The following is an 11,806-nucleotide window of genomic DNA, read 5'->3' as shown; positions in this document are numbered from 1 at the left end:
TCTGGCTCTGGCTCTGGCTCTGGCTCTGGCTCTGGCTCTGGCTCTGGCTCTGGCTCTGGCTCTGGCTCTGGCTCTGGCTCTGGAAACTCTACCGGCGTTGGCGCGGGGTCAAGCGGCGGTGCCTCAGGTGCGGGATCGCTGACCTGTGGCATCTCGACCGGGGCCGGCGCAGGCACAGGATCGGCAACGGCAGGCATCTCGACCGGCGGCGCGGCAGGCTCTGGATCACTGGCGGGGGCAATCTCGGGCGCCGGGGTTGCGGCCTCTTCGACACCACCGTCTTCGACAATTGCCTCCAACCCTTCGTCAAGCTTGGACGAAGAATTGAACAACCGGTCCTTGAGTTTATTGAAAAATGCCATGATGCCCCGATACTTGATCCACCACCTGACCTAATACGGGCGCGACGGCATGAAAAGGTATGAGTTTTGGCGCATCGTTGCGCTGGCGGCGTGGATTTGGGTGCCGGGTGGCGCACAGGCACAAGCGCCGGGCACATTGTGCAGCACCGGCGCGCTGGGTCCGGTGGCCTGCATCCGGCCTGCGCACGCTGCGTTCGACATTTGCCAACACATTCAGGATACCAGCCGCAGACACCTGTTGGACCCCGGTTTTTTCGCGCGCTTGTTGTGGCAGGAAAGCCGGTTTGACGCCAACGCGCTCAGCCCCGCAGGGGCGCAGGGGATTGCGCAATTCATGCCCGGCACGGCCAAACTGCGCGGGTTGCAGGACAGCTATAACCCGGCTGAGGCGATGGAACGCTCGGCGCATTATCTGGCTGATTTACAAAGACGTTTTGGCAATCCGGGCATGGCCGCCGTCGCCTACAACGGTGGCGAACGGCGGGCGTCGGGATTTTTGGAAGGTGGAGGATTGGCGCGTGAGACGATCAACTATGTGCGGATCATCACCGGGCTGAACGCCGAGGATTGGCGCGACGCGCCACCCAAAGCGCATGATTTCCGGCTGGATGGGACAACGCCGTTCATGCCCGCCTGTCTGGCCATGGCCAAGGCGCGCCGGGTGACGTCGCTGGGGCCACCGCCACCACGGTACAAACCCTGGGGGGTGCAACTGGGGTTCGGCAAAACCGCCAAGGCCGCACGCGCAAACGTCGCACGCCAAACGCGTGAATGTCGGGGATTGGTGTCCAAGGAAACCGTCGATTACATCAACGTCCCCTCACGCATCCGGGGCCGCGCGCCCTATATCATGGGGCGCATCGGCAGGCAGACGCGGGACGGCGCAGGACAACTGTGCCGCACGCTGGCGCGCGCGGGCTGCATTTGCCGGATCTATCGCAACCCCGGTTAGACCTCGTCGGGGAAGTGTTTCATCACCAGTTTGATCGGGTTCGGCGCGGCCTGCCCCAAGCCACAGATCGACGCATCGGTCATGGCCGTGCAGAGTTCGGTCAGCAGACCCTGATCCCACGTGTCCGCCTGCATCAGTTTGACGGCCTTTTCACAGCCCACCCGACACGGCGTGCATTGGCCACAGCTTTCGTCTTCGAAGAAGCGCAGCATGTTGAGGGCCGCATCGCGGGCGCGGTCCTGATCGGACAGGACAACCACCGCCGCCGAGCCGATGAAGGTGCCATGCGGTTGCAATGTGTCGAAGTCGAGCGGGACGTCGTCCATGGTGCTGGGCAAGAGGCCCGAGGACGGGCCGCCCGGTTGGTAGGCCTTGAACACGTGTCCGTCGGCCATGCCACCAGCGGCGTCGATGATGTCGGTGATGGTCGAGCCTGCGGGCAGCAGGTAGACGCCCGGTTGCGCCACGCGGCCCGAGACCGAGTAGCTGCGCAGCCCTTTGCGGCCATTCTTTTCGGTGGTGTTGAGGACCTCTGGACCCTCACGACAAATGCGCGCGATCCAGTGCAAGGTTTCGACGTTATGGACAAGCGTGGGCTGGTTGAAGATGCCGACTTGCGCCACGTAGGGCGGGCGGTGGCGGGGCATGCCACGCTTGCCCTCGATGCTTTCGATCATCGCGGATTCTTCGCCGCAGATATAGGCACCGGCCCCACGCCGCAGGTCGATATAGCCGGGGGCGACAACGCCTGCGTCTTCCAGAGCCTTGATTTCACGGGCCAAAATTTCGAGCACGGCGGGATATTCGTCGCGCATGTAGATAAAGGCGGTGTCGGCCTCGACCGCCCATGCGGCGATCAACATGCCCTCGAGAAACAGGTGCGGGGTGCGTTCGAGGTAGTAGCGGTCTTTGAACGTGCCGGGCTCGCCCTCGTCACCGTTAACTGCTAGATAGCGCGGGCCGGGATTGCCGCGGACAAAGCCCCATTTGGTGCCGGAGGGGAAACCCGCGCCGCCCAGACCGCGCAGGCCGCTGTCCTTGATTTGCGCCTGGACGTCTTCCCAATTGCCGCTGCCGCGCAGGGATTTGAGCGTCTCGTAACCACCGGCGGCGGCGTAGGCGTCGTAGGTTTCGTAGTCGGGCACATGGGCGTGGGTGTCACCGGCGTCGATGGCCGCCTTCACCTTTTCGGGTGTGGCGTTGTCGATGTGGTTGTGGCCCAGTTCGAGAACGGGGGCGGTGTCGCAGCGGCCCATGCAGGGCGCGCGCAGTACGCGGACCTCTGACGCGTCCAGCCCGTCCTCGAGTGCTGCTTTGAGCTGCTGTGCACCCGCCAGTTCGCAGCTGAGCGAGTCGCACACACGGATGGTTAGCGCGGGCGGCGGTGTCTCGCCCTCTTTGACAACGTCGAAATGGGCGTAGAACGTCGCGACTTCGTAGACCTCGGCCATGGACAGGCGCATTTCCTCGGCCAGCGCGCGCAGGTGGGCGGCGCTGAGGTGGCCATATGTGTCCTGGATCAGGTGCAGGTGTTCAATCAGCAGATCGCGGCGGCGGGGCCCGTCGCCCAGCAATGCGCGCACCTCGTCCCATGCCTGATCCTCGAGCGCGCGGCCCTTGGGACGCACACGGCCCTTGCCCTTGCCGGACTTCCAGACACCTTTGCCTTTTTCTGCTTGATCCAGCGCCATGCCGCACTCCCTTGGCCCGATTTGTCGCGAGATTAGCAGCGCGCAGGCGCTGCAATCAGCCCAAAAGCGACCCGTCAGCGCGCAAATCACGCGCCGATCCGCATCGCGGCGACGCGCATCGGGAACGTGTATGGGGTTAAGGCGCGCGACACGCTGTTGTGCTACACAACGCCGACCGTTCTGAGGGTGATTCTGTTTCATGTTGCCGTTTGCCATTGCGACGCTTTTGCCAGCCGGATTGCTGGCACTGGCCTGCCTGTTTGGCGGGGTGTGGGTGTGGGCCGGGATAGCGGCGATCACGGTTGTTGCCTTTGTCGCTGACAAGCTGCCGGGACCCGTGCCCGAGGCACGCACCGCAGGCCATCGCCTGTCAGAAGTGCTGGGGCTGGTGCATTTTGCGCTGTTGGCGTTGGCGGTCTGGGCGATGGGTGGCCCCCTGCCCGTGGTCGACAAGGTTTTGATCGTGGTCGGTTGCGGCCTCTATTGCGGGCAGGTGTCCAATTCGAACGCCCATGAGCTGATCCACCGAGCGGACCGCTGGGCGTTTCGGCTGGGGGCTGCGAATTACGTCACCGTCCTGTTTGGGCATCACACCAGCGCGCACCGTCTGGTTCACCACGTGCATGCGGCCACACCGCGTGACCCGGCCACCGCGCGTTTGGGCGAAGGGTTCTGGGCCTATTTGCCGCGCACCTGGATCGGCAGTTTTCGCGCAGGCCTGCGCGCCGAACAACACCGGCACGGCGGCGTACGCTGGCCTGCACCCTACGTGGCCTACGTGCTGGGCGCGCTGGCGACCATTGGCATCGCGGCACTGCTCAGCGGGGGTGCGGGTGTGTTGGGTTTGATCGGCATTGCCAGCTATGCGCAGGTGCAGTTGATGCTGTCGGATTATGTCCAGCACTATGGGTTGGAGCGGGCGGAGCAGCCGGATGGGCGGCGCGCGCCGATGGGGCCCGCGCATTCGTGGAACGCGCCGCAATGGTATTCGTCGGCGATGATGTTGAACGCCCCGCGTCATTCGGCACATCACACGCGCCCGGCGCAACCGTTCCCCCAATTGGACCTGACACCCGACACGATGCCGATGCTGCCGCATTCGCTGCCCGTGATGGCCGTTGTTGCGCTGGTCCCGCCTGTGTGGAAGCGCATGATGCGGCCCCGCGTTGCGCAGTGGCGCGCAAGTGGCGACATGACGCCTGCGACATCCTGAGGGCCAATCGCGGGTGGCGCTGGTCGCTGGCCTCTGACAGATTGGCGCCATGACATTGCGTATTGCCCTGATCCTGTGCGCCGCCATGGCCGCACCTGTTGCCGCCGAACCGATGAGCGCGGCGGAGTTCGAAGCCTATGTGACTGGAAAGACGCTGTTTTACGGCCGCGACGGGCGCTCTTATGGTGCCGAAATCTACCGCGAAAACCGGCGCGTCACCTGGTCGTTTCTGGATGGCGAATGCAAGGACGGGTATTGGTACAACGAAGGGCGCAACATCTGTTTCGTCTACGAGGACCGTCCTGGCGACCCGCAGTGCTGGAGTTTTGAACAGCAGGGCGGCGGTCTGGTCGCGACGTTTGAAAACGACCCCGCCAGCACCGAATTGTACGAAGCGCAGGATGTGGGCGAAGAGATGGTGTGCCTTGGCCCCAAGATTGGGGTTTGAGGCCGGTTAGAACAACGACCCTTGCTCGGGCGGTTTTTTCGCTTTGGTCCCTCGTGCAGGCGGTGTTCCCGCACCCAGTTTCAGACGTCCGTCGGTGAATTCGATTTCGAGACCACCGGCGGCTTCGGCGGCGGCTTTGGTGGTCACGATGCCTGCCCCGCCGCGCACGACAGCATAACCACGTGCCAGCGTCGCCTTGTAGCTGAGCGTTTCGCGCAGGCGATCCATGCTGGTCAGCCGTTCGCTGAGGCTGGTGATCTGGTGATGTCCAGCCCCCTGAAGGCGCGACACAACGCTGTCGAGCCTTGTGCGTTCGCGCGCGACGTCCTGCGCCAGCAGGCGTGGCGAAAACCGGGCCACGCGTGCGTCGAGCCGGTCGCGCGTCGTTGCCGTCGCCCGCGCCAACGCGGGGCCAAGCCGTGCGGACAGATCTGCGAGGCGCTGACGGTCATTGCGCAACTGGCGGGTCAGGATTGCGGGGCGCAAGCTGCCTGAGACGTCAGACAGATGCACGCGCCGCCGCTGCACCCCTGTCATCAGCGCCGGGTCCAACCGGTCGCCTGCCCGGTCCAGCCGTTGGCGCGGGCCATCCATGAGCGCATCGGCACGTGGCAAGGCGCGGGCCAGATCCCGCAGCCGTTGATCACGGCGTTGCAGGCCGGTGCTGAGGCTACTGGTCATGCGCCCGCCCGCCTGTTCGACCCAAGCCAGCAATTCATGCCGCACCGGCACCGCCATTTCAGCCGCAGCCGTCGGTGTCGGCGCGCGTTGGTCCGAGACAAAGTCGATCAGCGTCGTGTCGGTTTCGTGACCAACGGCAGAGATCAGCGGAATGTCGGAAGCGGCTGCCGCGCGGGCCACGGCCTCTTCGTTGAAGCCCCAGAGATCTTCGACCGAGCCGCCCCCACGCGCCACGATCAGCAAGTCAGGGCGCGGCATGGCCCCGCCCGGTGTCAGGGCGTTGAACCCGGCAATGGCGCGGGCCACTTCGGGTGCGCAGGCGGCACCTTGCACTGCCACCGGCCAGATCATCACCTTGCGCGGGAAGCGGTCGCGCAGCCGGTGCAGGATATCGCGGATCACCGCGCCTTGCAGTGACGTGACCACCCCGATCACGTCCGGCAGGTAGGGCAGAGGTTTCTTGCGCGCGGGATCAAACAGCCCTTCGGCGGCGAGCGCCTTTTTGCGTTTTTCCAGCAGCGCCATCAGCGCGCCCTCGCCCGCGATGGCGATCCGTTGGGCGTTGAGCGAGAACTTCGATTGGAACCCGCTGGCGGTCATGCGGCCTTCGGCGACGACTTCCATCCCCTCTTCGGGCATGGTGCCCAGTTCCGGCACCTGCCCTTTCCACGTCATGCAAGACAGCACATTGCGGTCGTCCTTGAGGTCGAAATAGAGGTGCCCGGAGCGTGCGAGTACCACGCGCCCCACCTCTCCCTTGATCCGGACCCAGCCCAGTTCACCCTCGATCAGGCGTTTTACCTTGCCCGCGATTTCAGAAACCGAGAATTCCGGCGTGTTGGAACCGGGGATAGGATCGTCGAGCAGGTCCATAGCGCGTCCTTGTGCAAGGCTGGTCCCCAGCTTAGAACGCCGCTCAGCAAAGGCCAAGGAGCAGTGACCCATGAATATCCTCATCTTAGGCGGCGGCGGACGTGAACACAGCCTGGCCTGGGCTGTGCTGCAGAACCCGAAATGCGACCGTTTGGTCGTGGCACCGGGCAATGCCGGTATTGCCGCCATTGCCGAATGCGCAGCCCTCGACATCGAGGATGGCGGCGCGGTGGCCGGGTTCGTGACCGAAGAGGCGATCGATTTTGTGATCATCGGCCCCGAGGCACCATTAGCCGCCGGTGTGGCCGACCGTTTGCGCGATGCCGGTGTGCTGGTCTTTGGCCCCAGTCAGGCGGCCGCACAGTTGGAGGCGTCTAAGGCATTCACCAAGCAGGTTTGCGATGCCGCAGGTGCGCCTACTGCAGCCTATGGGCATTTCACCGATGCGGCGGCCGCCAAGGCCTATGTCACGGCGCAGGGTGCACCCATCGTGATCAAGGCCGATGGTTTGGCGGCTGGCAAGGGTGTGATCATCGCCGAGACAGCCGAGGCGGCCCATGCGGCGATTGACGACATGTTTGGCGGTGCCTTTGGCGGCGCTGGCGCGGAGGTGGTGGTCGAAGAATTCATGGACGGCGAAGAGGCGTCATTCTTTGTTCTGTGCGATGGCACCAACGTGTTGCCCATCGGGACCGCGCAGGATCACAAACGTGTCGGCGCGGGCGACACAGGCCCCAACACGGGTGGTATGGGCGCCTATTCGCCAGCGCCCGTGCTGACCGACGCAATTGCCGAACGCGCCCTGGCCGAGATCATCCGCCCCACCATGGCAGAGATGGCAGCACGCGGCATGCCCTATCAGGGCGTGCTTTATGCCGGTTTGATGATCAAGGACGGCGCACCGCGTCTGGTGGAATACAACGTCCGCTTTGGCGATCCGGAATGTCAGGTGCTGATGATGCGTCTGGGCGCGCAGGCGCTCGACCTGATGCAGGCCGCAGCCGAGGCGCGGCTGGACACGGCGCAGGTCAACTGGGCCGATGATCATGCGATGACCGTGGTGATGGCCGCCGATGGCTATCCCGGCAGCTATGCCAAAGGCGCCGTGATCCGTGGGCTGGACGGCCTGCCGGAGACGTCGAGCCAGATGGTTTTCCATGCGGGCTCCAAGCGCGTGGACGGGGACATCACGGCGTCCGGCGGGCGGGTGTTGAACGTGACGGCACGGGGCGCGCAGTTGTCGGAGGCCGCGGCGCGCGCCTATGAGATGGTCGATCAGATCGACTTTCCCGGCGGGTTTTGCCGACGTGACATCGGCTGGCGGGCGCTGGACTGAGAGCCGCGCTGGCCTATTCAGCGCACGCCATCGCGCGGGCAAAGGCCGGGCGGCGGGTGTCCTGGCCGATGTAGGTCCGGGTAAAGCTGTCGCCGTCCCAGGTGATCGCGACCAGATCGCTCCAATTGCCCGTGGACAGGATCATCTCGGGCGTGCCGTTGCACATGCGAATGCCACCAGCAATGTCGTCCTCGCCAATGCGGTGATTGGTCAGGCCATCCAGTGCTGCAACTTCGACCAGGCTGTCGCCGCGCACCTGCGCGACACGCAGTACCTTGGCAAGATGCGGGCGGTCGATCCACATGACTTCGACAACCCCGTCGCCATCCAGATCCGCAGCACCTACAGGCGCGTACCACCGGTTTTGTTGACCGATAAAGGGGCTGGTGATCGAACGAATGCCGTCTGGGTTGACATCGAGGATCAACAGCCTGGCCCCTTTGCCGCGTTCGCTGTTGACGACCAGAACCTCGGGCAAGGGATCATCGTCCAGCTGGATCACGCGTGGGGCCACGTCTTCGAAAATCCCGGCCTCGAGACGCAAGACAAGTGAGGGCGCACCACCGGCATAAGCCGCGTCGGCGCCCGGTCCCCAATCAAGCGTCAGGTTGGCCCACTCGCGGGTGTTGCCCAGAATGTCGTGACCATAGCGCTGCACAGGGGGTGGATCGGCCAGAAAGCACGCCTGTGCCAGAACTGTGCCGTCTCCAGGGGTGCACGCATCCTGCGCCAGCGCACCCGTTGACAAAGCGCCCATCGACGCCAGCCACAGGCACACCGCTGGCAACGCGCCGCGGGCATGACTGCGCCACTGGCGCAACGGCAGACGCGGCGCCCCCGTTGGCATCAGATCTGCTTCTCGGGCATCCGGACAATCAACCCGTCCATGGCGTCCGTCACCTTGAGCTGACAGGTCAACCGCGACTTGGTTTCGTCCGGCTCATAAGCGAAATCCAGCATGTCGGTTTCCATGTCATCCTTGGCGGGCAATTTCTCGACCCAGGCCGCATCCACATAGACGTGGCAGGTTGAACAGGCGCAGGCCCCGCCACAATCGGCTTCAATGCCGGGAATATTGTTGTCGCGCGCGCCTTCCATGACCGTCAGGCCATTGGCGACGTCCACCACATGCTCGGTGCCGCCGTGTTCGATATAGGTGATCTTGGCCATGTCTCGTGCCCTCCGGTGTCTGGTTCCAAAAGGTTCTACCCGCCCCGTTTTCGCCCCGCCACCCCCTTTTGCGACGCAGATCTTTCCCACTTGCGACAACACCTATATGTTCTATCTTTGTTCTCATGCGTGTTTTGCCTGCCCCCACCAGCACCCCATCCACAGGGGCCACCGGCCATTGGCCGCGCCCGCCGGCCTGCCTGCGGGCCTGTGACCTTGCGATACCGCCGGTGAACGCGCGGGTCGCCGTGGCTGGGCTGGTGATCCTGCGTCAACGCCCCGGTACCGCCAAGGGCGTGATATTTGTCACGCTGGAGGACGAAACCGGTGTCGTGAACGTGATCGTCTGGCGGCACATCTACGAACGGTTCCGCCGGGCTGTCGTGGCGGGGCGCATGTTGCGGGTCACAGGCCGGATGCAGCGGGCGCACAGCGTCACCCATGTTCTGGCCGAAGAGGTCGAGGATATCTCGCCGATGCTCGATCAGTTGCTGGCCCAGGGCACGGGCCGCACCGTGTCCGCAGAGGCGCGCAGCGACACATGGGACAGGCGCTAGGCGGGGGACAGACACGCGGGCGGCTGAGGGCTAGGCAGACGACATGTGGCGGGCTATGCTGCGCCAAACGCCCACATAGAGGCATCGAGCATGATACAACGATCCTTCCTTCCCGCCATGGCGGCAGCCCTTGCCCTGTCCGCCTGCATGCAAAACGGCGTGGTCAGTTCCAATGCGAACATAGACCCCATTTCGCTGGCCACCGCACCGCCCGGTGCGGCCCCCGGTACCTGCTGGGGCAAAACAGTCAGCCCCGCCGTGGTCGAGACGGTCACCCGCAAAGTGCTCTTGCAGCCGGCACAGATCAGCAGCGACGGGCGCGTTCAGGCCCCGCCCATCTACAAGAGCGAGACCCAGCAACACGTTGTCCAACCGCGTCGTGAAAACTGGTACGAGGTCATTTGCGACGCGACGTTGACGCCCGAGTTCCTGTCTTCGGTCCAGCGGGCGCTGGAGGCACGGGGGTATTACCGTGGCCCCATCACCGGTGTCATGGACCCACGCACACGCAGCGCCGTGCGCCGATACCAGAACGCCGAAGGGCTGGACAGCGCCACACTGTCCATCGCCGCTGCGCGCAAACTGGGGCTGGTGGCCGTCGAACGGACACCCGCCGCCTAAGCGACACCCATGAGATCAACGAAAAAAGCGCCCCGCAGGGCGCCTTTTGAATAGGCTTCGGACTGTGCCGTTTACTCTGCGAGACTGAGCGCCACAAAGCGCGGATCCCCGGCCCGACGCACCAGCAGCAAAAGCGATTTGCGTCCCGCTTCCTTGACCTCGACCAAGCGGGTCTCGAAGTCCGAAATGCTCGACACTTTTTGCTGGCCCGCCTCGGTGATGATGTCACCGCTGCGCAGACCCTTTTCATAGGCCTCTGTGGTTTCGTCCACAGACACCACGGCAAGGCCCTGTTGGTCCTGTGCCACGCCCAATTGCTCGCGCAACTCGTCGGACAAGGTGCTGAGTGTCAGGCCCAGCACATCCTTGGTTTCAGGCTCCTCCGGTGTCTCAGGTGCGGGCGCTGCGGCAGGCACAGCACCTTCGGCCTCTTCGCGGCGGCCCAGCGTCACGCGCAGGGTCACCGTGTCGCCATCGCGGAACACCACAACGCGCACCGTCTCACCCACAGGGCTGTTGCCGACCTGGCGCACGAGGCCACGGGTGTCGGCCACGTCCACGCCTGCAAAGCTGAGGATGACGTCACCGTCCTGCATGCCTGCGTCCTTGGCCGGGCCATCCGGCACGGATGTCACCAACGCGCCAGACACTTCTTCGAGGCCCATGGCTTCTGCGATGTCGTCGGTCAGGTCCTGGATGCGCACGCCCAGCCAGCCGCGGCGGGTTTCGCCAAATTCCTGCAACTGATCGACCACGCGGGTCACGACGTTCGATGCCATCGAGAAGCCGATGCCGATTGAGCCGCCATTGGGCGACAGGATCGCGGTGTTCACGCCGATCACTTCGCCGTCCATGTTGAACAGCGGACCGCCCGAGTTGCCGCGGTTGATGGCCGCATCCGTCTGGATGTAGTCGTCATAGGTGCCGGACAGGGCGCGGTTGCGCGCAGACACGATACCCGCAGAGACCGAGAAGCCCTGACCCAGCGGGTTGCCCATCGCGACAACCCAGTCGCCAACGCGGGCTTGGTCGCTGTTGCCAAACGGCACGTGCGGCAGGGGACCATCGGCATCCACCTTGAGCAAGGCGATGTCGGTGTTGGGGTCCGTACCAATCAGTTCTGCCTTGAGCTCATCACCGTTGAAAAACTCGATGAGGATCTCGTCCGCGCCTTCGATGACGTGGTTGTTGGTCACGATGAACCCGTCCTCGGAAATCACGAAGCCGGAGCCAAGCGCCGAGGAACGGCGGGGGCGATCACCCTCTCCGTTGCGGTCCTGGAACTCGCGAAAGAAGTCTTCGAAGGGGGATCCTTCGGGCACGATACCCTGCGGGCCTGTACGGCCTTCGACCACGGTCGATGTGGTGATGTTCACCACCGAAGGGCTGATCTGTTCGGCCAGAGGCGCCAGGCTTTCGGGCCGGGCGCTGGCTATGAGTGTCTGCACCAGCAGGAACGCCAGTGCCAGCGCGCCCACCATCAGGGCGCGTATCGCGTTTACGTCGGGAAGCTGTCTCGAAAGGGCAATTGCCTGTCGCTGCATCAGGTCTCTCCTGGATCGTCTCTTTGGCCGTTTTGGCCATTCTGCACACATATATGCGCGGCTGCGCACAGGGTGCATGTAGGGTTGCATCCTTGCAACATTAAAGATGGTTCACACGCCCAACCTTTCAACACCGCGTTACCAATCCGTGAACACGCGGGCTCATAGCCCGAGATGAAAGGCCAGCCAAAGGCAAATCAGGCCGCTGACCAGCACCAGTGCGCCAAACTGGCGGCGGGCGCTTTCAGGCAAGCTGCGCAGTACCTCAAGCACGCGTTCGATAAGCGAAGGGGCCAGCACATAGGCCAGCCCCTCCACAATCATCACCAATCCGAGGGCCAACAGGACCCACGCCATG

General features: G+C 64.2%; 12 protein-coding genes and 1 pseudogene. 6 read left to right on the top strand and 7 right to left on the bottom strand.

What is annotated here, in order from left to right; all coding sequences use genetic code 11:
• Positions 1-362 (bottom strand): annotated as a pseudogene (locus Q0936_RS12305) (signal recognition particle-docking protein FtsY); the annotation flags it as partial.
• Positions 363-411: 49 nt separating this feature from the next.
• Here Q0936_RS12305 and Q0936_RS12300 point away from each other — a divergent pair.
• Positions 412-1,314 carry a transglycosylase SLT domain-containing protein gene (locus Q0936_RS12300; protein WP_299292353.1) on the top strand — a complete coding sequence of 301 codons (903 nt, stop codon included), beginning with the start codon at positions 412-414 and terminating at the stop codon, positions 1,312-1,314.
• Here Q0936_RS12300 and Q0936_RS12295 read toward each other — a convergent pair.
• A complete protein-coding gene (locus Q0936_RS12295; RefSeq protein ID WP_299292355.1) occupies positions 1,311-3,005 on the bottom strand; it encodes an NAD(P)H-dependent oxidoreductase subunit E in 1,695 nt (564 codons plus the stop codon). The genes Q0936_RS12300 and Q0936_RS12295 overlap by 4 nt on opposite strands.
• Positions 3,006-3,204: 199 nt before the next feature.
• On the opposite strand from Q0936_RS12295, the gene Q0936_RS12290 reads away from it, so the two are divergent.
• Together Q0936_RS12290 and Q0936_RS12285 are read left to right on the top strand one after the other, a co-directional pair.
• Complete coding sequence (locus Q0936_RS12290; RefSeq protein WP_299292357.1) at positions 3,205-4,218, top strand: alkane 1-monooxygenase; 1,014 nt, start codon at positions 3,205-3,207, stop codon at positions 4,216-4,218.
• Positions 4,219-4,267: 49 nt separating this feature from the next.
• Positions 4,268-4,666 carry a hypothetical protein gene (locus Q0936_RS12285; RefSeq protein WP_299292359.1) on the top strand — a complete coding sequence of 133 codons (399 nt, stop codon included), beginning with the start codon at positions 4,268-4,270 and terminating at the stop codon, positions 4,664-4,666.
• Positions 4,667-4,672: 6 nt separating this feature from the next.
• On the opposite strand, the gene xseA is transcribed toward Q0936_RS12285, so the two are convergent.
• Positions 4,673-6,220: an exodeoxyribonuclease VII large subunit gene (xseA, locus tag Q0936_RS12280; protein ID WP_299292362.1), complete on the bottom strand. Its 1,548-nt coding sequence runs from the start codon at positions 6,218-6,220 to the stop codon at positions 4,673-4,675.
• A gap of 70 nt (positions 6,221-6,290) precedes the next feature.
• Between xseA and purD the strand changes: the two genes are divergently transcribed.
• Entirely contained in the window at positions 6,291-7,556 is a 1,266-nt protein-coding gene (gene purD, locus Q0936_RS12275) for a phosphoribosylamine--glycine ligase (RefSeq protein ID WP_299292364.1), read from the top strand.
• 13 nt (positions 7,557-7,569) lie between these two features.
• Here the strand turns inward: purD and Q0936_RS12270 are convergent, their stop codons facing one another.
• Together Q0936_RS12270 and Q0936_RS12265 are read right to left on the bottom strand one after the other, a co-directional pair.
• Positions 7,570-8,403 (bottom strand): VCBS repeat-containing protein, encoded by an 834-nt coding sequence (locus Q0936_RS12270; protein WP_299292366.1) that lies wholly within the window; start codon positions 8,401-8,403, stop codon positions 7,570-7,572.
• Positions 8,403-8,726 (bottom strand): 2Fe-2S iron-sulfur cluster-binding protein, encoded by a 324-nt coding sequence (locus tag Q0936_RS12265; RefSeq protein WP_299146491.1) that lies wholly within the window; start codon positions 8,724-8,726, stop codon positions 8,403-8,405. Before Q0936_RS12265 ends, Q0936_RS12270 begins: the two co-directional genes overlap by 1 nt.
• Before the next feature lie 125 nt (positions 8,727-8,851).
• On the opposite strand from Q0936_RS12265, the gene Q0936_RS12260 reads away from it, so the two are divergent.
• Together Q0936_RS12260 and Q0936_RS12255 are read left to right on the top strand one after the other, a co-directional pair.
• Entirely contained in the window at positions 8,852-9,283 is a 432-nt protein-coding gene (locus Q0936_RS12260; protein ID WP_299146490.1) for an OB-fold nucleic acid binding domain-containing protein, read from the top strand.
• A 90-nt stretch (positions 9,284-9,373) separates the two neighbouring features.
• The gene (locus Q0936_RS12255; RefSeq protein WP_299292369.1) at positions 9,374-9,904 is read left to right on the top strand and encodes a peptidoglycan-binding domain-containing protein; all 531 of its coding nucleotides are present in this window, start codon (positions 9,374-9,376) and stop codon (positions 9,902-9,904) included.
• A 71-nt stretch (positions 9,905-9,975) separates the two neighbouring features.
• Here the strand turns inward: Q0936_RS12255 and Q0936_RS12250 are convergent, their stop codons facing one another.
• Both Q0936_RS12250 and Q0936_RS12245 read right to left on the bottom strand, forming a co-directional pair.
• Positions 9,976-11,448 (bottom strand): Do family serine endopeptidase, encoded by a 1,473-nt coding sequence (locus Q0936_RS12250; RefSeq protein ID WP_299292372.1) that lies wholly within the window; start codon positions 11,446-11,448, stop codon positions 9,976-9,978.
• Between the two features lie 162 nt (positions 11,449-11,610).
• Complete coding sequence (locus Q0936_RS12245; RefSeq protein WP_299146487.1) at positions 11,611-11,805, bottom strand: DUF2065 domain-containing protein; 195 nt, start codon at positions 11,803-11,805, stop codon at positions 11,611-11,613.
• Between the last annotated feature and the right edge of the window lies 1 nt (position 11,806).

The sequence above is a fragment of the uncultured Tateyamaria sp. genome (genome assembly GCF_947488715.1).
Lineage (GTDB): Bacteria > Pseudomonadota > Alphaproteobacteria > Rhodobacterales > Rhodobacteraceae > Tateyamaria.
The sequence above is the reverse complement of the archived record's forward strand: the minus strand, read 5'-3'. Positions and strand labels throughout refer to the sequence as shown.

Excerpts from the sequence above, each read along its gene's own strand:
- Q0936_RS12255 (WP_299292369.1), top strand. The coding sequence starts at position 9,374 with ATGATACAACGATCCTTCCTTCCCGCCATGGCGGCAGCCCTTGCCCTG.
- Q0936_RS12245 (WP_299146487.1), bottom strand. The coding sequence starts at position 11,805 with ATGGCGTGGGTCCTGTTGGCCCTCGGATTGGTGATGATTGTGGAGGGG.
- xseA (WP_299292362.1), bottom strand. The coding sequence starts at position 6,220 with ATGGACCTGCTCGACGATCCTATCCCCGGTTCCAACACGCCGGAATTC.
- Q0936_RS12265 (WP_299146491.1), bottom strand. The coding sequence starts at position 8,726 with ATGGCCAAGATCACCTATATCGAACACGGCGGCACCGAGCATGTGGTG.
- Q0936_RS12290 (WP_299292357.1), top strand. The coding sequence starts at position 3,205 with ATGTTGCCGTTTGCCATTGCGACGCTTTTGCCAGCCGGATTGCTGGCA.
- Q0936_RS12295 (WP_299292355.1), bottom strand. The coding sequence starts at position 3,005 with ATGGCGCTGGATCAAGCAGAAAAAGGCAAAGGTGTCTGGAAGTCCGGC.
- purD (WP_299292364.1), top strand. The coding sequence starts at position 6,291 with ATGAATATCCTCATCTTAGGCGGCGGCGGACGTGAACACAGCCTGGCC.
- Q0936_RS12260 (WP_299146490.1), top strand. The coding sequence starts at position 8,852 with ATGCGTGTTTTGCCTGCCCCCACCAGCACCCCATCCACAGGGGCCACC.
- Q0936_RS12300 (WP_299292353.1), top strand. The coding sequence starts at position 412 with ATGAAAAGGTATGAGTTTTGGCGCATCGTTGCGCTGGCGGCGTGGATT.
- Q0936_RS12270 (WP_299292366.1), bottom strand. The coding sequence starts at position 8,403 with ATGCCAACGGGGGCGCCGCGTCTGCCGTTGCGCCAGTGGCGCAGTCAT.
- Q0936_RS12285 (WP_299292359.1), top strand. The coding sequence starts at position 4,268 with ATGACATTGCGTATTGCCCTGATCCTGTGCGCCGCCATGGCCGCACCT.
- Q0936_RS12250 (WP_299292372.1), bottom strand. The coding sequence starts at position 11,448 with ATGCAGCGACAGGCAATTGCCCTTTCGAGACAGCTTCCCGACGTAAAC.